The sequence below is a fragment of the Hylemonella sp. W303a genome, from assembly GCF_046452315.1.
Classification (GTDB): domain Bacteria; phylum Pseudomonadota; class Gammaproteobacteria; order Burkholderiales; family Burkholderiaceae_C; genus Hylemonella.
Map to the genome: position 1 here is coordinate 151150 of NZ_JBKFDG010000007.1, position 22680 is coordinate 173829.

The following is a 22680-nucleotide window of genomic DNA, read 5'->3' on the forward strand; positions in this document are numbered from 1 at the left end:
GAAGCGATCCGGTTCTGGGCGCTGGGTTCAAGGGCTTGGTTTCAAGACCCGGTGGACGGGCCGTAGCTCAAGGCGCCCGCCCGTCCCCAGAACACGCGGTACATGAAGATTGTGTAGACGATGATGACCGGCAGGGTGATGGCGACACCGATCAAGATCACCACCAGCGACTCGGTCGCGCTCGCGGCTTGCCAGACGGTCAACCGGTCCACCACGATGTAGGGGTAGAGGCTGTAGGCCAGACCAAAGAAGGCCAGCACGAAGACGATGACGGTCGCGACGAACACGATCCAGCCGTAACCCGCTTCCACCACGCGTGGGCGATGCAGCACCAACCAGGCGGCGGCCAGCGCAGCGGCGCTGGCCAAGGGGATGGGCAGGAGGGCAAAGAACTCCGGCAGCACGAACCACTTCGCGTACACCGCCGGACTGGCCAAGGGGGTCGCGATGGAGATCGCCCCCAGTGCCGCGGCCATGGGCCAGAACACGCGCCGGCCCCAAGCCATGGCGCGTGCGCGCAGCTCGCCCTCGGTCTTCATCAGCAGCCAGCCCGCGCCCAGCAGCGCGTAGGCCGTGGGCAGGGTGAGGGCGATGCCGGCTGAGAACACAAGCGCGAAGGCGTGGGTTTCGAAGCCCGTGAGGTAGCTGCCCAGCATCCAACCTTGGGCCAAGGAGGCCAGCAGCGAGCCCAGCGCGAACAGGCGGTTCCACAGTGTCTTGTGCCCAGCGGGGGCCTTGACGCGGAAGTCGAAGGCCACCCCGCGCAGGATCAGGCCCAGGAGCATCAAAGCCACTGGCAGGTACAGCGCCGACAGCACGATGCCGTGGGCCAGCGGAAAGGCCACCAGCAGCACGCCCACTCCGAGCACCAGCCAGGTTTCGTTGGCGTCCCAGAAGGGGCCGATGCTCGACACCATGAGGTCCTTCTGTGCTTCGGTGGCGAAGGGCAGCAACAGGCCCACACCCAGGTCGTAGCCGTCGAGCACGACGTAGACCAGCAGGGCCAGGCCCATCACAGCCATGAAGATCAGGGGGAGCACGGTGGCCCAGTTCAGCGACAAGTCCATGGTCATCTCCTTCGTCAGGCTTGGGGCGCGGGCGGATTCACCGGCGCGCTGTCGGGCTGAGGGCGTGGCGTGACAGGGGATGAGGGATTGGTGTGTTCCGCCATGTACTTCAGCACGCCGATGTAAGCGAGCAGCAGCAAGGCGTAGACGACCAGGTAGGCCACCAGCGTGGTCACCACCATGCCCGTGGCGTGGTCGGCCACCACATCGGCCGTGCGTACCAGGCCGTAGACGATCCAGGGCTGGCGGCCGATCTCGGTCACGTACCAGCCCGCCAGCGTGGCGACCCAGCCGGAGAACGTCATGGCCGCCAGGGTCCACAGCCAATAACGGGGCAGACCGGCGCTGCCGACGCGGTGCAGCTTCCACGCCGACAACCAAGCCACGACCAGCATCAGCAGCCCGATGCCCACCATCACACGAAAACTCCAAAAGACCGGGGCCACGGGCGGATGCTGGCCTGGGAAGGATTCCAACCCTTGCAGCTCGGCGTCGGCGTCATGCGCCAGGATGAGGCTGGCACCCTTGGGAATTTGGAGGGCGTACAGCGTGCGGCCTTCCTTTTCGCTGGGCCAGCCCAGCAGGGTCAAGGGCGCGCCGCGCTCGGTGTGCCAGATGCCTTCGATGGCGGCGATCTTGGCGGGCTGGTGGGCCAGGGTGTTGAGGCCGTGCAGGTCACCCATCCAGATTTGAAGCGGGATGGCGAAGGCCGCCGTCACGATGGCCGTGCGCAAGGCCTTGTGCGTGCCGGGGGTGGCGGTGCGGCGCAGCAGTTGCCAGGCGCTCAGGCCCGCCATCAGGAATGAAGCGGTCAGCGCCGAGGCCAGTAGCTTGTGACCCAGGCGGTAGGGGAACGACGGGTTGAAGACGATGGCCCACCAGTCATCGGCGTGGAAACGGCCATCGATCAGCGTGTAGCCGGCCGGCGTCTGCATCCAGGAATTGAGCGCGAGGATCCAGAAAGCCGAGAGCGTGGTGCCCAGCGCCACCAGCAGCGTGGCGATGAAATGGGTGCGCTCGGAGACCCGGCCACGTCCGAACAGCATGATGCCCAGGAACGAGGCTTCGAGGAAAAAGGCGGTCAGCACCTCGTAGCCCAGCAACGGGCCGGCGATGTTGCCCGCGCGTTCCATGAAGCCAGGCCAGTTGGTGCCGAACTGGAAGCTCATGGTGATGCCTGACACCACGCCCAGCGCGAAGGTCAGGGCGAATACCTTGGTCCAGAAGTAGTAGGCCTGTTCCCAGGCGAGTGCGTTGGCGCTCTCGGCGCCTTCACGCCGAGTGGCGAGGGACTGGCGGATGCGGAAGAACAGCAGCAGCCAACACAAGGCGATGGTGATGGTCGGGAACAGGATGTGAAAACTGATGTTGGCGGCGAACTGAATGCGCGCTGCGAGCAGGGCGTCCATGGTCATTGACTCCGGTTGTCCGGATCACGCCGGGGCGTGCGTCCCGTCACGCGGTCCTTGAATTCGAGCACCTTGGTCACGGCGCTGCCCATGCCCATGAGCTGCAGCGCGGTCTCATTGCTGAGTTTTTGCACGTCGTCAAACCAAGTCATGAGCCGGTCGATCAGCTCGTGCATCTGGCGCATGCGCTCTTGCGCATGCCGTTCGGCTTCGCTGCCGGGCTCTTCCAGCAGGGCCATGCGCAGCATGGAAAGAGTGGGCTCGATCTCGCGGCGGCGGCGTTCCTCGGCCAGCACGCGGAAGATTTCCCACACATCGGACGGCGCTTCGAAATACTCGCGGCGGTCGCCCGGCTGGTGGCGCAGATGAACCAAGCGCCAGGCCTGCAGTTCCTTCAGGCCCATGCTGACGTTCGAGCGGGAAAACTCCAGCGTTTCGGCGATGTCATCCGCGTTCAGCGGACGTTGAGAAATGAAGATGAGCGCATAAATCTGGCCCACCGTCCGGTTGATCCCCCAGCGGCTGCCCATTTCGCCGAAATGCGAGACGAACTGGCGCGACAGCGGGGCAAGTGAGTGCTTGTCTGACATGCCGACATTGTGTCATGGACTTGCTGAATTTTCAGTAAATACTGAAAATTCAGGACGACGACAGGGTCATGCGTGCCAGCGTGCGCTCAGCGCATCAGACTGAGTAAGGTGTTGAAGGGACTGAGCAAGTCAATCCAGGGGGTGCTCTGCAACGCCGGCAGGAAGGAATTCCGTCCGATGAACCAGACGGCCGCGAGCGCAGTGGCCCAGAAGATCGCCAGCAGCAGATTTTGAGGGAAGCGACGGCCCAGTCTCACCCGGCGGATGTTGAGATTCCACAGCCAGAGCGTAGGCAGCGCCGCGAGCAGACCCAGGAACACCAAGTGTTGCCACCATGGACGATGGCTAACGTGGGTGATCAAACCGCCCAAATTGCTTTTGAGATGGGCGACGTCCAGCAGCAAGGCGGTCTGGCCCGTCCAGAGCAACTCTGCGTTGAGAGCGGTGAGCCATAGCAGCAGGGTGGCCACGACCTTGAAGAATGCAGACCAGTTGAATGCGGTCAGCAGCAATCCCAGGGACGTCGCGCAAAGCAGGGCGAAATACAGGGTCAAGCCGAACACGCTGTGTCCCGCTAGGGCGGCTTCCGGCGCGCGCGAGATCGCTCGCCACAGGGGAATATTGCCTGCCAGTGTGATCCACAGGGTGATCAACACCAACACTGTGGTGGGGTGCCAAGACGAACGCTGCGCCGCCGGAGAAATGGACGATTGCGCGAATTCAGTGACGTGAAAGAGACGCAGGGCCATGGCGGCGCATTGTGGTCCCGTTCACCCAACTTTCCTACGGATTTGGGGTAACAACGCGTTACTCCCTGCAGCGAACGTAATTTTCAAGGTAGCTTCATGTCCAGAGCCCGTCACAGCCAATCACAGTCCAACGCGGCCCCGGTGCATGGCCACGCCGTCCGTCCGAGGGCGAAGCGGCGCGGTCAGCGACATCAGCTGAAGAAGCTACGCAGCCGGTCCGCCCAGCCGCCTTGGCTGGGGGAATGCTTGGCGCCGCCTTTTTTCAACAAATCGTCCAGCTCACGCAGCAACTTGCGTTGGGCCTCGGTGAGCTTGACGGGTGTCTCCACGCTGATGTGGCAGTAGAGGTCGCCCGGATAGCTGGAGCGCACGTCCTTGATGCCCTTGCCGCGCAGGCGGAACTGCTTGCCCGTCTGGGTGCCTTCAGGGATATCGATGGCGGCCTTGCCTTGCAAGGTGGGGACTTCGATCTCACCGCCCAGCGCCGCCGTCACGATGCTGATGGGCACGGTGCAGTGCAGGTCGTCACCATCGCGCTCGAAGATGTCGTGCTTCTTGATCCGGATCTCGATGTACAGGTCGCCCGGCGGGCCGCCATTGATGCCGGGCTCCCCATGGCCAGTGCTGCGGATGCGCATGCCGTCGTCGATACCAGCCGGGATCTTCACCTCGAGTGTCTTCTGACGCTTGATGCGCCCCTGGCCAGCGCAGCTGGGGCAGGGTTCGGGAATGATCTTTCCCGTGCCTTGGCAATGCGGGCAGGTCTGCTGCACGCTGAAAAAGCCCTGACGCATCTGCACCTGGCCTGAGCCGTGGCAGGTGGTGCAGGTCTTGACCTGGGTGCCCGGTTTGGCGCCGCTGCCATTGCAGGTGGTGCAGCTGTCCCAGCTGGGAATGCGGATCTGCGCATCCTTGCCGCGCGCCGCTTCCTCGAGCGTGATTTCCATCGCGTAGCTCAAATCGCCACCGCGGTACACCTGACGCGCGCCTCGTGCGCCACGCTGTTGGCCGAACATGTCGCCAAAGATGTCGCCGAACGCTTCCGCGAAACCGCCTGCGGCGAAGCCGCTGTCCGCGCCGCCACGCATGTTGGGATCGACGCCCGCATGACCGTACTGGTCATACGCGGCGCGTTTTTGCGCGTCGGTCAGCATCTCGTAGGCCTCTTTGGCCTCCTTGAACTTCTCCTCCGCGGCCTTGGCGCCATCCCCCTGATTGCGGTCAGGGTGGTACTTCATCGCCAGCTTGCGATAGGCCTTCTTGATGTCGTCCTCGCTGGCGCCCTTGGCGACGCCCAGGACTTCGTAATAGTCACGCTTTGCCATCTGCTTGTTCCGATGTTCTTTCAAGCGAAACCGCCGCGCCGACGCACGGGGCAAGCCCGTTCGTCGACGCGGCAGCGTCAACCGTCCAGGGCGGCGACGTCCCGTCCATGGAGCCAGGACGGGCGGCGCCCCGCATCACTTGCGGACTTCCTTGACTTCGGCGTCCACCACGTTGTCGTCCTTGGGGCGCGACGCGCCTTGCGGTTCGGCCTTGTCCGTGGCTTGTCCGGCTGTGGCGGCCCCTGCGGCGGCAGCCTGCTGCTCGGCATAGAGCTTCTCGCCGAGCGTCTGGCTGGCCTTGAGCAAAGCCTCGGTCTTGGCGTCGATCGCGGCCTTGTCGTCGCCCTTGATGGCCTCTTCCACTTCCTTGATCGCGGTCTCGATCTCGGATTTCTCGGCTTCGGACAGCTTGCTGCCATGTTCGTCCAGGCTCTTCTTCACGCCGTGCACGGTGGCGTCAGCCTGGTTGCGGGCCTGGATGATCTCCAGCTTCTTCTTGTCCTCGGCGGCGTTCAGTTCCGCATCCTTCACCATCTTCTGGATCTCTTCCTCGGACAGTCCCGAGTTGGCCTTGATGGTGATCTTGTTCTCCTTGCCCGTGCCCTTGTCCTTGGCGCTAACGTGCAAGATGCCGTTGGCGTCGATGTCAAAGGCCACTTCGATCTGCGGCAGACCGCGCGGGGCCGGGGGGATGCCTTCGAGGTTGAATTCGCCCAGCAGCTTGTTGCCGCTGGCCATCTCGCGTTCACCTTGGAAGACCTTGATGGTCACGGCCGGTTGGTTGTCATCGGCGGTGGAGAAGGTCTGCGCGAACTTGGTCGGGATGGTCGTGTTCTTGCTGATCATCTTGGTCATCACGCCGCCCAGGGTCTCGATGCCGAGGGACAGCGGGGTGACGTCGAGCAGCAGCACGTCCTTGCGGTCGCCGCTGAGCACCTGGCCTTGGATGGCGGCGCCGACGGCGACGGCTTCGTCCGGGTTCACATCCTTGCGCGGCTCCTTGCCGAAGAACTCCTTGACCTTGTCCTGCACCTTGGGCATGCGGGTCATGCCACCGACCAGGATCACGTCTTGGATGTCACCCACGGCGACGCCAGCGTCCTTGATGGCGGTGCGGCAGGGGGCGATGGTGCGATCAATCAGCTCTTCGACCAGGCTCTCCAGCTTGGCGCGCGTGAGCTTGATGTTCAGGTGCTTGGGACCTGACGCGTCGGCCGTGATGTAGGGCAGGTTCACGTCGGTCGAGGTGCTGGAGGACAGCTCGATCTTGGCCTTTTCGGCGGCTTCCTTCAGGCGCTGCAGGGCCAGCACGTCCTTGGTCAGGTCAACGCCCTGTTCCTTCTTGAACTCGGAAATGATGTAGTCGATGATGCGCTGGTCGAAGTCCTCGCCGCCCAGGAAGGTGTCGCCGTTGGTCGACAGCACTTCGAACTGCATCTCGCCATCCACGTCGGCGATTTCGATGATGGAGATGTCGAACGTGCCGCCGCCCAGGTCATAGACGGCGATCTTGCGGTCGCCCTTGCCGCCCTTGTCCAGGCCGAAGGCCAAGGCTGCGGCGGTGGGCTCGTTGATGATGCGCTTAACTTCCAGCCCGGCGATGCGGCCAGCGTCCTTGGTGGCCTGGCGCTGGGCATCGTTGAAGTAGGCCGGAACGGTGATGACCGCCTCGGTGACCGGCTCGCCCAGGTAATCCTCGGCGGTTTTCTTCATCTTGCGCAGCACTTCGGCGCTGACTTGCGGAGGTGCCAGCTTCTTGCCACGCACCTCGACCCAGGCATCGCCATTGTCGGCCTTGGCGATGGTGTAGGGCATGAGGTCGATGTCCTTCTGGACTTCCTTTTCCTCGAACTTGCGGCCGATCAGGCGCTTGACCGCGTACAGCGTGTTGCGCGGGTTGGTGACGGCCTGGCGCTTGGCGGACGCACCCACCAGCACTTCGCCATCTTCCTGGTAGGCGATGATGGACGGGGTGGTGCGCGCGCCTTCGGCGTTCTCGATCACCTTGGTGGTGTTGCCTTCCATGATGGCCACGCACGAGTTCGTGGTGCCGAGGTCGATGCCAATGATCTTGGCCATGTGCTTACTCCTGGAATGGTGTGAAATTCGGATGAGGATTACTTGTGGATAAGTCGCTGGCTTTCAAGGCCTCATTTGGGCGCTGCCACCGTGACCAAGGCTGGGCGCAGCACGCGATCCGCGATGGTGTAACCTTTTTGCAGCACGCTCACCACCGTGTTAGCTTCTTGTTCGGCCGGCACCATGCTGATGGCTTGGTGCTGGTGCGGGTCGAACTTGGTGCCCGGTGCGGGGGCGATGGCGATCACCTTGTTGCGTTCCAGGGCTGCGGCCAGCTGGCGCAGCGTGGCCTCGGCACCTTCTCGGATCTGGGCCGACGTTGCGTCCTTGATCGCCAGGCCAGCCTCGAGGCTGTCGGCCACGGGCAGCAGGCTTTCCGCAAAGGCCTCAATGGCGAACTTGCGAGCCTTGGAAATCTCTTCATCAGCCCGGCGCCGAGCGTTCTGCACATCGGCTTGGGCCCGCAGGTACTGGTCTGCCAGTTCAGCGCTCTTGGCTTTCAACTCGGCCAACTCGGCGTGTGCCTGGGCCAGCGGATCGCCATTCAGATCAACATGGGTGCTCTCAGTGGAGGGCGTGGCTTGAGGGTCGGTCATCGGTGAAAAGAAGACAAAAGAAAACAATAGCCGCCCAGATGAGGGCGGCTTTTATATTTTCAAGGGCTCAAACGGCGTTGATCGCCGAAAAAAGCCAGGTTTTGGCCCGAAACCCGGCACGTTCTGTCGAGACGGCGCCAGCGCAGGACTTCAGTCCGTGGGTCTCAGCCCGCAAGGGACAGCAGTTCGATGTCGAACTTCAGGGTGGAGTTCGGCGGAATCACGCCACCCGCACCCAACAGGCCATAGCCGAGTCCGGGGGGGATGATCAAGGTGCGCTTGCCGCCGACCTTCATGCCGGTGACACCCTGATCCCAGCCCTCGATCACCATGCCCGAGCCGAGCGCGAATTCAAAAGGTTCCTTGCGGTCAAGGCTTGAATCGAACTTTGGGCCTTGCTGGCCATTTTTGTAGAGCCATCCGGTGTAATGCACCGTCGCAGCTTGGCCGCGACGGGCTGCGGGGCCCTCACCGACGACTGTGTCTTCGTATTGCAGGCCGCTCGGGGTGGTGATGAATGCCATGGAAATCCTTCTGATCCGGGGAGGGCAGCGCAGCCTCGCGCAAGCAGCGCTCCGATTTTGATAGCTTGTCCGCGATTATGCCATTCGAGAGCAAGCTTGTTACATATTGTTGGGGTCGCTGCGGCTCGCTGATTGCACGGGGAGGCGGTCGCGAGCTCAAGCGCCCTGCGGGTTCGAGTGGTCGGGCATGCGCTGCTGCTCGAGCAATTTCAGTTCTTCTTCGGTGTTGAGGTTCGCGAAGGCGAAGGCGTCGTTGCCCTGCAATCGGTAAGGAACCTCCACCCAGCGATGTTGTCGGGCCCAGGCTTCGACCTTGCGTTCTCCCATGCCGAGGTACTTGGCCAAATCGTCGCGCAACGACGTGGCGACCAAGCAGAACGCCGGTTCGAGTCGGTCCGTCACCGGCAAGGCGATATCGGCCCCTCGCTCCCGCACCGCGCGGTAGAGGCGAGATGCGAGGTCCGTGGGAAAACGCGGTGCATCACAGGGCACGGTGAGCACCCAGGGCGTCGCCGCGTGCGTGAGCCCGCTCAGCAGACCTGCCAGCGGGCCGGGATAGTCTGGGAGCAGGTCGGGCCAGACTGGCACGCCATAGGCCTCGTAGGCAGGGAGATGGCGATTCGCGCTGATGGCCACAGCCGAGACCTGGGGGCGCAACCGCCTCAGGGCATGCGCCACCATGGGTTCTCCCTCGAACGCTTGCAGGCCCTTGTCCACGCCGCCCATGCGACTGCCTCGCCCGCCGGCCAAGATCAGGCCGGTGATGTTCGCGTCAGCCACCGATGTAACTCATCTCAATGCGCGGCCGCATGGATCCTGGAGACTCGGTGGGCAAGGACGCACGGAGTTCCGAATAACGGTCCGTGCGTTCTTGCCAGACGCCCGAGATCGCCGCGGCGATGTCTTCGTCACTCGCGCCAGCGCGCAAGAGGCCGCGCAGGTCGTGGCCTTGATGGGCAAAGAGGCACAGGTAGAGTTGGCCTTCTGTGGAGAGTCGGGCGCGGTTGCAGTCACCGCAGAAGGCATGGGTCACGCTGCTGATGAAGCCGACCTCGGCGCTGCCATCGGCGTAGGCCCAGCGCTCGGCGGTTTCACCGGGCGCGGCGCGTTCCAGGGGGGCGAGCGCAGGCAGCAAGCCTTGCGCCGCCGCCTCGCGCAAGCGCGCCAGCACATCGGCGCTGGGCAGCACTTCGTCCATGCGCCAGCCATTGGTCGCGCCCACGTCCATGTATTCGATGAAACGCAAGGTCAGCCCCTCGCGCTGGAAGTGCCGCGCCATCGGCACGATCTCGTGGTCGTTGACACCGCGCTTGACCACCATGTTGATCTTGAGCGGCCCGAGCCCCGCTGCCCGCGCGGCGGTGATGCCCTCCAGCACCCCGGCCACGGGATAGTCCATGTCGTTCATCTGGCGGAAGATGGCGTCGTCCAAAGCATCCAGGCTGATGGTCGCGCGGCGCAGGCCGGCCGCCTTCAGGGATGCGGCTTTGCGTGCCAGCAGGGTGCCGTTGGTGGTGAGGGTGAGTTCCAGTGGCTGTCCTTGCGGTGTGCGGATATCGGCCAGCTGTTCGATCAATCCCTCGATGTTCTTGCGCAGCAAGGGTTCGCCGCCCGTCAAGCGAACCTTCCGAACCCCCAGGGACACGAAGGCCCGGGCAAGACGGGAAATCTCCTCGAAGGTCAGCAGGTCGCCATGCGGCAGATAGGGGTAGTCCTTGGTGAAGACTTCCTTGGGCATGCAATAGCTGCAGCGAAAGTTGCACCGGTCGGTGACGCTGATGCGCAGATCGTGCAGCGGGCGGCTCAGTTGATCCCGCGGCAGGCCGGGGGCCACGGGCTTGGACCCGTCGATCTGCTTTGATCTACGGGTGCGCTGATCAAGGATGGGGATAACACGTGAGGAGGACGTCATGGTGAAAGCCGGCGCGAGGGGCTGGACGCAGATTGTGCAGCGGTATCGAGTTTTCGCAGGCCAAGGGTGTGATGGCAGCCTATTCAAGCTAAGAAATCAGGAACTCAGAAGTATGAGCCTGATACGGGTGTTGGTGCTGGATCGGCGAGCCTCGGCGGATCGAGGCGCGGCTTGAAGGCTCGCATTTTCCGCAGATAGCCGGTTTTTTGCCACGGGGGTTTCATCATGGCGGAGCTACTGCGACCGCATCAGATCGCCTAAACACCCTGGCGTGATCGCGGTCTTGGTGCCGAGATCTCAGTGGATGCAGGCTTGGTATAGGGCTTCGTCTGGCCTTGATCTTGCGTGGCTACCATCTCCGCGACATCTTGCAGTGGGCTCGTTTTTCAGATGGGCTGGTGCAAAATGATCAGCGCGGGGAATGTCAATGTCACGGTTCTGTTTCCGCGTTCACAAGGTTTTTCCGTTTTACTCCCCAATGGCCCGTTCGCTCCGTGATTTCGCCGCGTTGATGGCAATGCTGGTGGGCTTGGTTTTCGAGACCGGCGCGGCCTCTGGCGTTGAACTAGCCTCCGAATCCGAAATGCCCCTGCCGCAGACTGACCCGGAGGCGGGCCCGCCTACAGCCGCTTCATCGCCGTGGTTGCTCTCTGAGCAGGATTACTTGGAACCTCAGGTGCCCGTGGTCTTGACCGTATCGCGCCTGCCTCAGCGGCTTGAAGAGATCCCGGGCGCTGTCACGGTGATAGACCGAGAGGCCATACGCGCCAGCGGAGCGCGTGACGTGGCCGATTTGTTGCGATTGGTGCCTGGCTTCTCGGTTTCCAATTCCTTCGAAGAAGGCGCGTCCGCCGGCAGTTACCACGGCTTGAGATCCACTTTCCCGAATCAGATGCAACTGTTGGTCGATGGTCGTTCTGTTTATTCCCTCCATCTGGGCGGCAGCGTCGGACCCGGCTTGCAGACCGTTGCGCTGGACGATATTGAGCGCATCGAAATCTTCCGCGGACCGAACTCCGCCACTTATGGTGCGCGGGCGTTCAAGGGCAGCATCAACATCATCACCCGTGATCTGGTGGAGACCCAAGGCGTGATGGCAAGGCTCACGCGGGGCGTGGGTCAAAACGGCGCGGGCGTCAACGATTGGGGTGTCCGTTTGGGAGGCGTCGCGGACAGCGATGGTGTGTCAAACGCGGGTGATCGGTTCTCTGGACTTGGCTTTACCGGCTGGCGGCTGAGCGCCGACCGGCGCTTGGACGAGGGCTTGCAAGGGGCGGGTGGGGCCGTGGAAGTGAGGCGGGTCAATGCCCGCGCGGATGCCAATGTCAGCCAGCAGGATCAACTGAGTTTCCGGGCCGGACAGAGTTGGATCGAGAGCTGGATTGGCCAGCATTACGATTTTCCAGGGCTACACACGAGGGGCATGACAACCTCCTACGCTCAGATCGACTGGAATCGCAATCTGGACGTCAACGCCGATCTCTGGATTCAGTTCTCGCACACCGATGAGCAGGTGGACGAACGCGAGCGAGGAAGCCTGCCCTATCCCCCTCAGGGCTCGGATGGACAAGGCGTCCTGTATGACCGCAGTGGGCGCACGAGCAGCACCAACTTGCTGGCGCAACAGACGCGGCGTCTGAATACGGCGTTGCGCGCTGTGTGGGGCGGCGAGTGGCGTCGCGAGACCTCGGACTCCTATGCCTTGTATGCCACCCACCAGCCTTATGTGGAGGATTTCGCCCGATTGTTCGGTAATGTCGAATGGCATTTCGCCGACGATTGGCTACTCAATGCCGGTGCCTTGATCGAGCGCAGTAGCTTGATCGAGGAGAACGAATTGGCACCTCGCCTCATGCTCAATTGGAACGTCGGAAAAACAGGCACGGCCACGCACACGCTGCGTGCGGGTGTCTCCCGGGCTTTCCGTCCGGCGAGCATGTTCGAGCGCGAGGCGGATGTGCGTTACTACGACCCTCAGACCGGACAAGAAATCGGCTATGAGTACGACGCGTCCCTGGGAGACCCGTCACGCCCCGAGCGTGTGGACAGCGCGGAACTGGGCTGGTTGGTGGATGCCGGTGCAGCGCTCAACTTCGACTTGCGCGTATTTCAGGAACGGGTGCATGGTGTCATCGTCGATCGTCGCGCCAGCAAGGTCGGTGGACAGTTGGCCCGGCGCGGCAGGGTGTTCACTTACGTGAATGGCGAGGATTTCGATCTTCAAGGGGCGGAGGCGCAATTGATCTGGCAACCCTGGCGTGGCGCGCAACTGCGCTATGCCCATGCACAATTCACCAGCGACCAAGTGATAGGCCGCTCTGAACAGCCGGTTTACCGTAGCCACAGCGTGTTCTTCACCCAACGTCTGCCCAAGGGCTGGAACTTCAGCCTCTGGGACTACTACATGGACGAGCGAATCTATCCAAACAATATCGAGGTCGCTCCCTCTCACAGCCGAGTCGATGTGCGCGTGGCGAGGACATTCAATTGGGGTTCCAGCACGGGCATGGGTCGGCAAGCTGAATTGGCCTTGACCCTGCAAAACATCGACGGCGCGGATGCGGATGATGTGCCAGAGATCCGTTTCCAGCGTCGAGTTTTCCTCACCTTGCAACTGGGATATTGAACCGCCGTGTGGAACTGGCGCCCGCGCTCTCAAGGCCTGCAGGCTGTTCGACACCAGCGGCGTTGCGCGCTGACCATGCTGTTCTGGATGGCGCAGACGTTGTTACCTGTCTGCGCGCAACCTGCTGCACTCCCAACCCCGGTACCTCTGCCGTCCCAGGGTTCCACGGTGGTCGCGGTGTACAGCGGGACTGGAGAGGCCTATGAGCAAGCCGCGCAAGCCCTTGAGAAGTCTCTGGCTCAGGCCCTGCGCCAGGACGGCAAGGTGGCTCTGTTTGTCCGGTCGAACGTCCCGACTGATAACTTGCCGTTCTCTCCGTTGCAGCCTGCGCCTCGGCTGCACATCGCACTTGGCGTTCAAGCCTGTGCGCTGTTGGCTCGGCAGACTCTGTCCACGCTCGCTGGGGCCCCGGTGCTGTGCACCTTGTTGCCGAGGCAGAGCTTCGAATACCTGATGCGCGAAGCCGGTCGTCGTCCGGGAGCGGATTTTTCCGCCCTGTATTTGAACCAACCGTTGGCGCGTCAATTGGACTTGATCCGCTTGGCCTTGCCGCAGGCCCGTCGTGTTGGCCTGCTGGTGGGTGCGGCGCCAGGCGCGTTGCAAATGGAGGAACAACTTGCCGATTTGGCTCGCGACCGTGGTCTGCGCTTGGTCAGCGCCCGCATTGCAGGCAATGACCCCATTTTCCCTGGCTTGAAGCAGGTTCTGGACGAGTCTGATGTGCTGCTCGCCATGGCAGATCCGCAGATCTACAACAGCCACACCATCCAAAACATCCTGCTGGCGTCCTTCCGCGCGAAGGTGCCCATGCAGGCTTTCTCGCCGGCTTACGTCCGCGCGGGCGCGCTGCTCGCTCTGTACGCCACACCGGAGCAAATCGGCGCGCAGGTGGCCGTGCTGGCTCGCGATGCTCTGAACGAACAAAACGGCAAAGCGCGCGGTTTGGGGCCGCCCCAGTACACGCAGTGGTTCGAAGTCAGCGTGAACGCGCACGTGGCACGCTCAATGGGCTTGCAACTCGATGCCGCTGACCTGGCAGAACGTTTGCGTCGCTTGGAATCGAGGGGGGGGCAGGAGCGCAAGTCGTCTACATGGTCTCCCACTTTCTCAGACCGCTTCGCGCAGACCGGTGCGCACGAGGAGAGTCGGTGATGCTGAGCCGGCCACGTCACTTACTGCCGCCTATCTTGGCCCGATTCTGCGCGACCTATTTCCGCCCGTGGTTACTGCGACTCATCCCCTTCAGGCTGCTGCGCGACATTCGTGCTCGCATGGCTGTCGCCGCCATGCTGCCAGTCACGCTGGTGACCTTGGTGCTCTCAGCGGTCTTTCTGACGGGTCGTTATGACGATCTTGATGAAGCACATCAGCAGTGGACGCGCACGCTCGCGCGCCAGTTAGCCAGTGCCAGCGAATACGGACTGTTTTCCGCCAATCTCGAGAACCTGCAAGCGCTGACCGCCGGCGCTTTGCGGGAATCCGGCGTGCGCATGGCCTTGGTGCTGGACCCGCGGGGACAGGTGTTGGCGGCCTCTGGTGGCGCCCGCGTCGACCCCAACACGCTCGCGCCGCGCTTGGTCATGCGGCTTGAGGATCTTTACCTGCCTGCGGATCTGTTGCCTCTCTCCGGTCGTGAACGGCGCTGGATCGATCCGTCCAGTGCGGACGAATTCCTGATCCAGCCAGTATGGTCTTCCCGTCTGCGCTTGGACGAGGTGTACGAGGGGGAGGGCGTCGCCGTTGACCTGGGAACGCCCAGCGTGCTGGGCTATGTCATGGTCGAAATCTCGCGCGAGGTCGTGGCCGAACGCAGCCGTTTCATGCTTGGCATCGGTTTGGCCGTGATGGTGGGCGGTCTGTTGCTAGGCGTGCTGATGGCCTGGGCCTTGGGGCGAGGTGTCGTGACCCCTGTGTTGCGGGTTTCTCGCATGATCGGACGCATCGGTGCCGGTGATTTGTCCGTGCGCGGTCAACTCCTGCCCGATGACCCGCTGCGTGAGCTTCAGGCGGGCCTGAACCAAATGGCCCAGCGTTTGCAAAAGCACCACGAGGAACTTGAGCAGCGCGTGGCCCAGGCGACCACGGAGTTGCGAGCGCGCAAGGAGGAAGCTGAACTGGCGACGCAAGCCAAGTCCCGTTTTCTCGCAGCCGCCAGCCACGACTTGCGGCAACCCATCCACGCGCTGGGCATGTTTGTGGCTCGTTTGACTCAGTTGCCTCATGATTCGGAGACGCGCCGTCTGATTGGCAATCTGGAAGCTTCGGTTCGCGCCATGCAGGATTTGCTGGACGCCTTGCTCGACGTTTCCCGGCTGGATGCGGATGCCGTGCAAGCCCAGGTTCGGCCTGTTCCTTTGCCCCCACTGATCGCCCAACTTCGCGGCGCCCTGTTGCCCGTGGCTCAAGACAAGGGCCTGCAGTTCAGGGTGCGTCAGCCCCGCGAGACGGAGCTCTGGGTCTCCACCGACCCCGCGCTGCTCCACCGGATCCTGCTCAACCTATTGAGCAACGCGCTGCGATACACCGGGGAAGGTGGGGTGTTGCTGTCGTGTCGCGCCCGCCTGCCCAAGGGCGGTGAGTCCGCGACCTGGGAGAGAGGTGTGGTCCTCATCGAGGTTTGGGACACGGGCGTGGGCATCGCGCCCGAGCATCAAGAGGACATTTTCCGGGAGTTTTATCAGATCGGTAACCCCGAACGGGATCGGGCCAAGGGCTTGGGTCTTGGGCTCAACATCGTGCATCGCACTGCCCGTCTGCTCGGACATCCCCTGCGTCTGACGTCCCGACTGAGGCAGGGTACTCGGTTCACCTTGGAAGTTCCTCTCGCGCCGGAAGGGGAGCGTCAGTTCGTTCCGCCGACGGTGGAGCCCGCGCGGGCACCGGACGATCTCCGGGGCTTGCGTGTACTGGTGATCGAGGACGATGGCGCGTCGGCCCGCGCCTTGGAGGATCTGTTGCAGTCCTGGGGCTGTGCAGTGGCCGTGGTGGATGGCCTGCGAGACGCGCTGTCTGTGATCGATGATGGCTTCGAGCCAGATGTGCTTTTGAGCGACTACCGACTCCGTGCTGGTGAGAACGGCATGTGGGCCGTTCAGGGCCTGCGCCAACACATGCGGCGACAGGCGGGATCGGCCCATGACCTGGACCGTGATCTGCCCGCCGCGTTGATGAGTGGTGATACGGATCCCGATCTGATCCAGCTCTGCCGTGAGATCAGTCTTCCCCTGCTGCACAAGCCCGTGCGACCCGCCAAGTTGCGCACACTGTTGCGTCGCCTCAGTCGACATCAACCCTTGGACATGTGATGGGCTCAGTGCTCATGCCCACGTGGACATCCGTGGCTCAGAGCCCATTTTCAGGGGACAGTCCGGGATCTTCCATCCGTGGGTAGTAGCCGTGCTTGCGCGCGGCTAAAACGGCTTGCGTCCGGGTGGCCACGCCGAAGCAGCGCAGGATGTTGCTGACGTGGTTTTTCACCGTTTCGTCTGAGAGGTCAAGCAGGCGGCCGATCTCCTTGTTGGTCAGACCGTCCAGGAGCAATCGAAGGACTTCCTCCTGCCGGGGTGTCAACGCGGGAAGAGCGGGGGCGGGCACGAATGCGGGTGTCGCGGGTGAACCACCAGCAAGTACCAGTCGCGTGACAGAAAGAAGCTCATCGCTCATGCCTGATTTGGTGAGGAATGCGGCCGCGCCACGTTCCATGACCTGTTGGCGTACCCGCGGATTCACGGAGCCTGACAACATGATGATGGGCAAGTCGGGATGGCGACGCGCAAAGACATCGAGCGCCTCCAGTCCGTTCATGTCTGGCAGGTGGTAGTCCAGCAGCACCAAATCGAGGTCGGATTCCTTGGCGAGGTCAAAGGCTTGGGCGCAAGAAGCAGCTTCAAGCACTTGAACGGGTTCCGCCGAGAGCGTTTCGCCGGGGCAATCCGGCGCTGCTGCGCAGGCGGCGGTGTCGAGTCCTCGCAGGACTTGGCGCAAACCTTCTCGGATCAGGGCGTGATCGTCAACGACGAGAATTTTCAAAACGGACTCTCTTGTGCGCAGTATTCGCATTTGGAATAGTCCTATTTTGCGACAAACACCGCCTGCGCGTAGCCATCTTCCATTTTTTGGCCGTGCGCCTTGCTGGTGCGGGTTGTATCGGACAGTCCGAAGGCCAGCGCCCATGGGGTGCTGGGCGCTGATCGATGGGTGATCGCGCGGAATGTTGCGTTGCACCGACACTCGGTTGGGGGGGGGCGTCACGCTTGCCCAGTGACTCGGGGAGACTTGTGGCACACAGGCTTGGTTCGGCCTTGCCTCTGTCAGGGCGTTCCCGGCATCGCTGCCTTTCCAGTTTTGCTCAGGATGCTGAGCCGCCGGTGACCATCGGCTACTGGAGCCCGAAGAAAGGGACTGGCAGGCTCATCGCCTAGCCCCCGGGGGCCGGGCGATGATGGGCTCTCACCTCAGCCGTGGAATTTCACCACCAGGGGCACGATGAGCAGGGCCACGATGTTGATGATCTTGATCAAAGGGTTCACGGCCGGACCGGCCGTGTCCTTGTAGGGGTCGCCCACGGTGTCGCCGGTCACGGCGGCTTTGTGCGCCTCGCTGCCCTTGCCGCCATGGTGGCCTTCCTCGATGTACTTCTTGGCGTTGTCCCAGGCGCCGCCGCCGGTGCACATCGAAATGGCGACGAATAGACCGGTGACGATGGTGCCCATCAGCAGTCCGCCCAAGGCCGCCGGACCCAGCACCAGCCCGACGACGATGGGAACGACCACGGGCAGCAGGCTGGGGATCATCATTTCTTTGATGGCCGCGCCGGTCAGCATGCCCACGGCCGCACCGTAGTCTGGCTTGGCGGTCCCTTCCATGATGCCTTTGATCTCGCGGAACTGGCGCCGCACTTCGACCACGACCGCGCCCGCCGCGCGTCCTACGGCTTCCATGGCCATGGCCCCGAACAGGTAGGGAATCAGGCCGCCAATGATGAGGCCGATGATCACCAGGGGGTCGGACAGGTCGAACTTGACGCTTTGCCCCAGTGTGTCGAGCTTGTGCGTGTAATCGGCGAACAGCACCAGGGAAGCCAGTCCTGCCGAGCCGATGGCGTAACCCTTGGTCACGGCCTTGGTGGTGTTGCCCACGGCGTCCAGCGGGTCGGTGACGTCGCGCACGCTGTCGGGCAGTTCGGCCATCTCGGCGATGCCGCCCGCGTTGTCGGTGATGGGGCCATAGGCGTCCAATGCGACCACGATGCCCGCCATGGACAGCATGGCCATGGCAGCCACGGCCACGCCATAGAGTCCGGCCAGAGCGTAGGACACCCAGATGGCTGCGCAGACAAAGATCACAGGCCAAGCCGTGGAGCGCATGGACACGCCCAAGCCCGCGATGATGTTCGTGCCGTGGCCTGTGGTGGAGGCTTGCGCAATGTGACGAACGGGACTGTATTGCGTGCCGGTGTAGAACTCTGTGATCCAAACCAGCAGGCCGGTCAGTGCCAGGCCCACGACGCAGGCGCCGTAGAGCTTCATCTGCGCTCCTGTGCCGCCCAGGGCGTTGTCAGGGATGAGCCACTGAGTCACGAAATAGAAAGCGACCAATGACAGCACGCCCGCGACGATGAGTCCTTTGTATAGCGCGGGCATCACGTTCTTCATGCCAGGCTTGGCTTTAACGAAGAAGCAGCCCACGATAGAGGCGATGATGGACACTGCACCCAGTGCCAGCGGGTACAGCACGGCGTTGAGCGGAGCGGCCGTCACCAGCAGCGCGCCCAGCACCATGCTGGCGATCAGCGTGACGGCGTACGTCTCGAACAGGTCGGCGGCCATGCCGGCGCAGTCACCCACGTTGTCGCCCACGTTGTCTGCGATCACGGCAGGGTTGCGCGGGTCATCCTCGGGGATGCCCGCTTCGACCTTGCCGACCAGGTCCGCGCCCACATCGGCGCCCTTGGTGAAGATGCCTCCCCCCAAGCGCGCGAAGATCGAGATCAGCGAGGAGCCGAAGGCAAACCCGATCAGCGGGTTCAGCAACTGCGCCAGTGTCTGCCCTTGCGGGGTGCCACCGCCGACCAAGAACCAGTAGAACGCGGTCACGCCCAGCAGGCCCAGGCCCACGACCAGCATGCCGGTGATCGCGCCGCCTCGGAAGGCCACGTCCAATGCGGGGCCGATGCCCTGCGTGGCAGCCTGAGCCGTGCGCACGTTAGCGCGCACCGAGACGTTCATACCGATGAAGCCGCAGGCGCCCGACAGCACGGCACCCACCACGAATCCAAATGCCGTGGTCGGGTCCAGGAAGAGAGCGATCAGCACGGCCAGCACCACGCCCACGAGGGCGATGGTCTTGTACTGCTTCGCGAGGTAGGCGGCAGCGCCGGCCTGGATCGCCGCCGCGATGTCTTGCATGCGGGGATTGCCTGGATCCTTCCCGAGTATCCAGCTGCGGGCCCAGATGCCGTAGGTCACGGCGATCAGGCCGCAGACGAGCGCCAGAATCAGTGCACTGTTGCCTGTCATGTCGAACTCCTCTGTGTGTTGTGGATGGACGCGAGAGGGGCGGCAACGCAAGGCGGGGCCGCCGCTGCGTTGCTTCCTCGTCGCGCCGCCGCCCAGTGAGCAGAAGCATGACGATTGGCCAACGCGACCATTCTGGGGGTCGGAGTGCGCCGCTAGAATCGGGGTTAGTCCTGACGCAACCCAAGGAAACTCAAAGGAAATCATGGCTCTCGACAACGTCCCTGCCGGCAAGAACATTCCCGAAGCCTTCAACGTGGTCATCGAAATCCCGATGAATGGCGACCCCATCAAGTACGAGGTGGACAAGGAAACCGGCGCCATCTTCGTGGACCGCTTCATGAGCACGTCCATGCACTACCCCACGAATTACGGTTACGTGCCGCAGACCATCGCGGGTGATGGCGATCCCGTGGATGTACTGGTGATCACGCCTGTGCCCTTGATTCCTGGCGTGGTCGTGCCGTGTCGTGCCATCGGCATCCTGAAAATGGAAGATGAAGCTGGCGTTGATGGCAAGGTGTTGGCAGTGCCGACGGACAAAATCTTGTCGCTTTACACACAGTGGCAGAAACCCGAGGACCTGAACCCGATGCGTCTCAAGACCATCGAGCATTTCTTTGAGCACTACAAGGACCTTGAAAAGGGCAAGTGGGTCAAGGTGCAGGGTTGGGAAGGACCGGAGGCCGCCAAGAAAGAAATCATGGACGGGGTCGCCGCCTACAAGAAGTCCCAGGCCTGAGGCCGAGCTTGAACACGGGACGCCACGGCAGCGTCGTGGCGTGTATCATGGCTGTGCAGCTGTCCGGTTTTCCCGTTTCCTCACCACGGCGTGCAATGCCCGCCCAGGAGCCTTCATCATGTCCTTCAGCGAAACTCAGACCCACATCGGCGCGATCGCTTCCACGACCTCCGGCCAGTACCTGACGCTGCGCCTGGGTGATGAGGATTACGCCATCGATATCCTGCGGGTGCAGGAGATTCGGTCGTACGAGGAGCCGACTCGCATGGTCAATGCGCCGGCATTTGTCAAAGGCGTTGTGAATTTGCGGGGTGTCATCGTTCCCATCATCGATTTGCGCATGAAGCTGCAACTCGACAAGGTGGCCTACAACGAATTCACGGTGGTCATCATCCTCAATGTGCGTGGGACCGTGATCGGCGTGGTGGTTGATTCCGTCTCTGACGTGGTGACGCTGTCGGCTGACCAAATTTCTCCCGCGCCGCAGTTTGACACCACGCTGGATGCGCGATTCATCACGGGCCTCTCCAATGTGGGCGATCGCATGCTCATCATCATGAACATGGAGGCGCTGATGGGCAGTGCCGAAATGGGGATGTTGTCCTCTGTTTCGGGGTGACGAACAGCGCCTGAGTAGGCAAAAGCACAAGGGCGCTGATCGGCGCCCTTTTTTCATGTTTTCATGGCAAGGTGTCGATTTGACACGGCCCACACCTGATTTCTGGCCCCTTTTTTGCATGAATCCCAAGCTCGGGAGATATGTGACATTTCCGAGGGCCGCACATCCTGCAAGTGGTTTGGGGGCGGATATCAACGATGAAACAGAGCAAGAAAACAAACATCCAGAGTTTCGGATCGCGCATGACCATCGGCATGCGACTGGGGCTGGCTTTCGCGCTGCTGCTGATGATCATGGCCACCGTGGCGGGCGTTGGCATCTGGCGCTTGAACACCCTCAAGAATGCCAGTGAGAAGGTCTCTACGCTCGAGATGCGGCGCAGCCTGCTCGCCGAGCGCTGGGGGGCTCAGATCGAACTGAACTGGACCCGGGCCGAAGCGGCTCTTAAGACGAACAATGGGTACTTTCGAGATCAACTCCAGGACGCGATCAACGCCACTTCCAAGGACATCAGCGCCGATCAAGTAGAACTGGAGAAGCTGCTGGCCGGTGACGAGCAGGGCCAAACCCTGTTGCGTGACGTCGCGCGTCGGCGCAGTGAGTACGTCAACGCGCGCGCGGAGTTGATCAAGCAGCAGCAAGCTGGCAAGGATGTGTCCATCGCCATCGACAGCGAATTGCAACCCTTGGCTGCGTTGTACCTGCGCGATGCGCGCAAGGTGGCCAAGTACACCAGCCAGATGTTGGTGGATTCCCAAACCGAGGCACAGGCCAATGCGTGGCAGAGTCAGGTCATCCAGATCGTCGGTGCCGTGACGGCGATACTCTCTGGCATCGTCCTGGCCACCTTGGCCACGCGCTCGATTGTTCGCCCGGTACGGCGCGCTTATGAGGTCACCCAGCGCATCGCCGAAGGAGATTTGCGCTTGGATGAACGTCAACGAGCCGCCTTGCTCAAGGGGGCCAATGGGCATCTCGCCAACCAAACCCCCAGCGCGGACGAGGTGACGCATTTGCTGCGCGCGCTATTGCGCATGCAGCAGAACCTGTCCAGCATTGTGGGGCGGGTCCGTTTGGGCAGCGAGTCGGTCTCGGTGGCCAGCGTCGAAATCGCGCAAGGCAACCAGGATCTAAGCGCGCGTACCGAGAACCAAGCGGCTGCGCTTGAGCAGACCGCCGCGTCGATGGACGAATTGGGCAGCACCGTGAAGCAGAACGCGGCCAATGCCCAGCAGGCCAATCAACTCGCCCAGAGTGCCTCGACCGTCGCAGTGCAGGGCGGCGAGGTCGTGGCCCAGGTCGTGGACACCATGAAGGGCATCAGCGACAGCAGCCGCCGCATCGCCGACATCATCAACGTCATCGACGGCATCGCCTTCCAGACCAACATCCTGGCGTTGAACGCGGCGGTGGAAGCCGCGCGCGCGGGCGAGCAAGGCCGAGGGTTCGCGGTGGTGGCCGGTGAGGTGCGCGCGTTGGCGCAGCGCAGCGCCGAAGCCGCCAAGGAGATCAAGGGCCTGATCACCGACAGCGTGCACCGCGTGGAACAAGGCACGGCCCTGGCTGACAAGGCCGGCGGCACCATGAACGATGTTGTGTCCAGCATCCAGCGGGTCAGCAGCATCATGGCGGAGATCAGCGCGGCCAGCAGTGAACAAACTGCGGGCGTGACCCAAGTTGGTGAAGCTGTCGCCAACATGGATCAGACCACCCAGCAAAACGCTGCCTTGGTCGAAGAAATGGCCACTGCGGCCAGTAATCTCAAGATCCAGGCCAAGGAACTGGTTGATCTCGTTGCCGTGTTCCAGGTGGAAGGGCAGGAGTCCCTGGCAGGCGCTTTGGCTGCGACAGATGCTTCGCCCGCCCCTGTCCGTCGCGCAGGCCCGGCAGCGCTGGAGATGGCTGTCGCGGCCTGAGCCTGGTCGAT

18 protein-coding genes are annotated in these 22680 nt (G+C 62.7%); 6 read left to right on the forward strand and 12 right to left on the reverse strand.

What is annotated here, in order from left to right:
* Positions 1 to 41 precede the first annotated feature (41 nt).
* The 10 genes from ACLBKS_RS14150 to moaA form a co-directional block, all read right to left on the reverse strand.
* Complete coding sequence (locus ACLBKS_RS14150; protein WP_410193450.1) at positions 42 to 1067, reverse strand: cytochrome d ubiquinol oxidase subunit II; 1026 nt, start codon at positions 1065 to 1067, stop codon at positions 42 to 44.
* Positions 1068 to 1081: 14 nt separating this feature from the next.
* The gene (locus ACLBKS_RS14155; protein ID WP_410193451.1) at positions 1082 to 2476 is read right to left on the reverse strand and encodes a cytochrome ubiquinol oxidase subunit I; all 1395 of its coding nucleotides are present in this window, start codon (positions 2474 to 2476) and stop codon (positions 1082 to 1084) included.
* Positions 2477 to 2478: 2 nt separating this feature from the next.
* A complete protein-coding gene (locus tag ACLBKS_RS14160; RefSeq protein WP_410193452.1) occupies positions 2479 to 3066 on the reverse strand; it encodes a GbsR/MarR family transcriptional regulator in 588 nt (195 codons plus the stop codon).
* A gap of 86 nt (positions 3067 to 3152) precedes the next feature.
* Positions 3153 to 3815, reverse strand: coding sequence for a hypothetical protein (locus ACLBKS_RS14165; RefSeq protein WP_410193453.1), 663 nt, complete (start codon positions 3813 to 3815; stop codon positions 3153 to 3155).
* A gap of 191 nt (positions 3816 to 4006) precedes the next feature.
* Positions 4007 to 5140 carry a molecular chaperone DnaJ gene (gene dnaJ, locus ACLBKS_RS14170; protein ID WP_410193454.1) on the reverse strand — a complete coding sequence of 378 codons (1134 nt, stop codon included), beginning with the start codon at positions 5138 to 5140 and terminating at the stop codon, positions 4007 to 4009.
* Positions 5141 to 5275: 135 nt separating this feature from the next.
* Positions 5276 to 7246 carry a molecular chaperone DnaK gene (gene dnaK / locus ACLBKS_RS14175; RefSeq protein ID WP_410193576.1) on the reverse strand — a complete coding sequence of 657 codons (1971 nt, stop codon included), beginning with the start codon at positions 7244 to 7246 and terminating at the stop codon, positions 5276 to 5278.
* A 44-nt stretch (positions 7247 to 7290) separates the two neighbouring features.
* Positions 7291 to 7815 carry a nucleotide exchange factor GrpE gene (gene grpE, locus ACLBKS_RS14180; RefSeq protein ID WP_410193455.1) on the reverse strand — a complete coding sequence of 175 codons (525 nt, stop codon included), beginning with the start codon at positions 7813 to 7815 and terminating at the stop codon, positions 7291 to 7293.
* Positions 7816 to 7979: 164 nt separating this feature from the next.
* Positions 7980 to 8339 carry an FKBP-type peptidyl-prolyl cis-trans isomerase gene (locus ACLBKS_RS14185; RefSeq protein ID WP_410193456.1) on the reverse strand — a complete coding sequence of 120 codons (360 nt, stop codon included), beginning with the start codon at positions 8337 to 8339 and terminating at the stop codon, positions 7980 to 7982.
* A gap of 156 nt (positions 8340 to 8495) precedes the next feature.
* A complete protein-coding gene (mobA, locus tag ACLBKS_RS14190) occupies positions 8496 to 9119 on the reverse strand; it encodes a molybdenum cofactor guanylyltransferase MobA (protein ID WP_410193457.1) in 624 nt (207 codons plus the stop codon).
* Positions 9112 to 10251 (reverse strand): GTP 3',8-cyclase MoaA, encoded by a 1140-nt coding sequence (gene moaA, locus ACLBKS_RS14195; RefSeq protein WP_410193458.1) that lies wholly within the window; start codon positions 10249 to 10251, stop codon positions 9112 to 9114. Before moaA ends, mobA begins: the two co-directional genes overlap by 8 nt.
* A 478-nt stretch (positions 10252 to 10729) precedes the next feature.
* Between moaA and ACLBKS_RS14200 the strand changes: the two genes are divergently transcribed.
* The 3 genes from ACLBKS_RS14200 to ACLBKS_RS14210 all read left to right on the forward strand — a co-directional run bounded on the left by ACLBKS_RS14200 (position 10730) and on the right by ACLBKS_RS14210 (position 16182).
* Positions 10730 to 12877, forward strand: a complete 2148-nt coding sequence (locus tag ACLBKS_RS14200) for a TonB-dependent receptor plug domain-containing protein (RefSeq protein WP_410193459.1) — start codon at positions 10730 to 10732, stop codon at positions 12875 to 12877.
* A gap of 75 nt (positions 12878 to 12952) precedes the next feature.
* The gene (locus ACLBKS_RS14205) at positions 12953 to 14029 is read left to right on the forward strand and encodes an ABC transporter substrate-binding protein (protein ID WP_410193460.1); all 1077 of its coding nucleotides are present in this window, start codon (positions 12953 to 12955) and stop codon (positions 14027 to 14029) included.
* Positions 14030 to 14148: 119 nt separating this feature from the next.
* Positions 14149 to 16182, forward strand: coding sequence for an ATP-binding protein (locus ACLBKS_RS14210; RefSeq protein WP_410193461.1), 2034 nt, complete (start codon positions 14149 to 14151; stop codon positions 16180 to 16182).
* A 37-nt stretch (positions 16183 to 16219) separates the two neighbouring features.
* Here ACLBKS_RS14210 and ACLBKS_RS14215 read toward each other — a convergent pair whose 3' ends face one another.
* Together ACLBKS_RS14215 and ACLBKS_RS14220 are read right to left on the reverse strand one after the other, a co-directional pair.
* Positions 16220 to 16906 carry a response regulator gene (locus tag ACLBKS_RS14215; RefSeq protein WP_410193462.1) on the reverse strand — a complete coding sequence of 229 codons (687 nt, stop codon included), beginning with the start codon at positions 16904 to 16906 and terminating at the stop codon, positions 16220 to 16222.
* A 425-nt stretch (positions 16907 to 17331) separates the two neighbouring features.
* Positions 17332 to 19395, reverse strand: a complete 2064-nt coding sequence (locus ACLBKS_RS14220; protein WP_410193463.1) for a sodium-translocating pyrophosphatase — start codon at positions 19393 to 19395, stop codon at positions 17332 to 17334.
* A gap of 202 nt (positions 19396 to 19597) precedes the next feature.
* Here ACLBKS_RS14220 and ppa point away from each other — a divergent pair, with 202 nt between their 5' ends.
* The 3 genes from ppa to ACLBKS_RS14235 all read left to right on the forward strand — a co-directional run bounded on the left by ppa (position 19598) and on the right by ACLBKS_RS14235 (position 22669).
* The gene (gene ppa, locus ACLBKS_RS14225) at positions 19598 to 20134 is read left to right on the forward strand and encodes an inorganic diphosphatase (RefSeq protein WP_410193464.1); all 537 of its coding nucleotides are present in this window, start codon (positions 19598 to 19600) and stop codon (positions 20132 to 20134) included.
* 118 nt (positions 20135 to 20252) lie between these two features.
* Positions 20253 to 20753: a chemotaxis protein CheW gene (locus ACLBKS_RS14230; RefSeq protein ID WP_410193465.1), complete on the forward strand. Its 501-nt coding sequence runs from the start codon at positions 20253 to 20255 to the stop codon at positions 20751 to 20753.
* A 197-nt stretch (positions 20754 to 20950) separates the two neighbouring features.
* Positions 20951 to 22669, forward strand: a complete 1719-nt coding sequence (locus tag ACLBKS_RS14235) for a methyl-accepting chemotaxis protein (RefSeq protein WP_410193466.1) — start codon at positions 20951 to 20953, stop codon at positions 22667 to 22669.
* Positions 22670 to 22680: the final 11 nt, after the last annotated feature.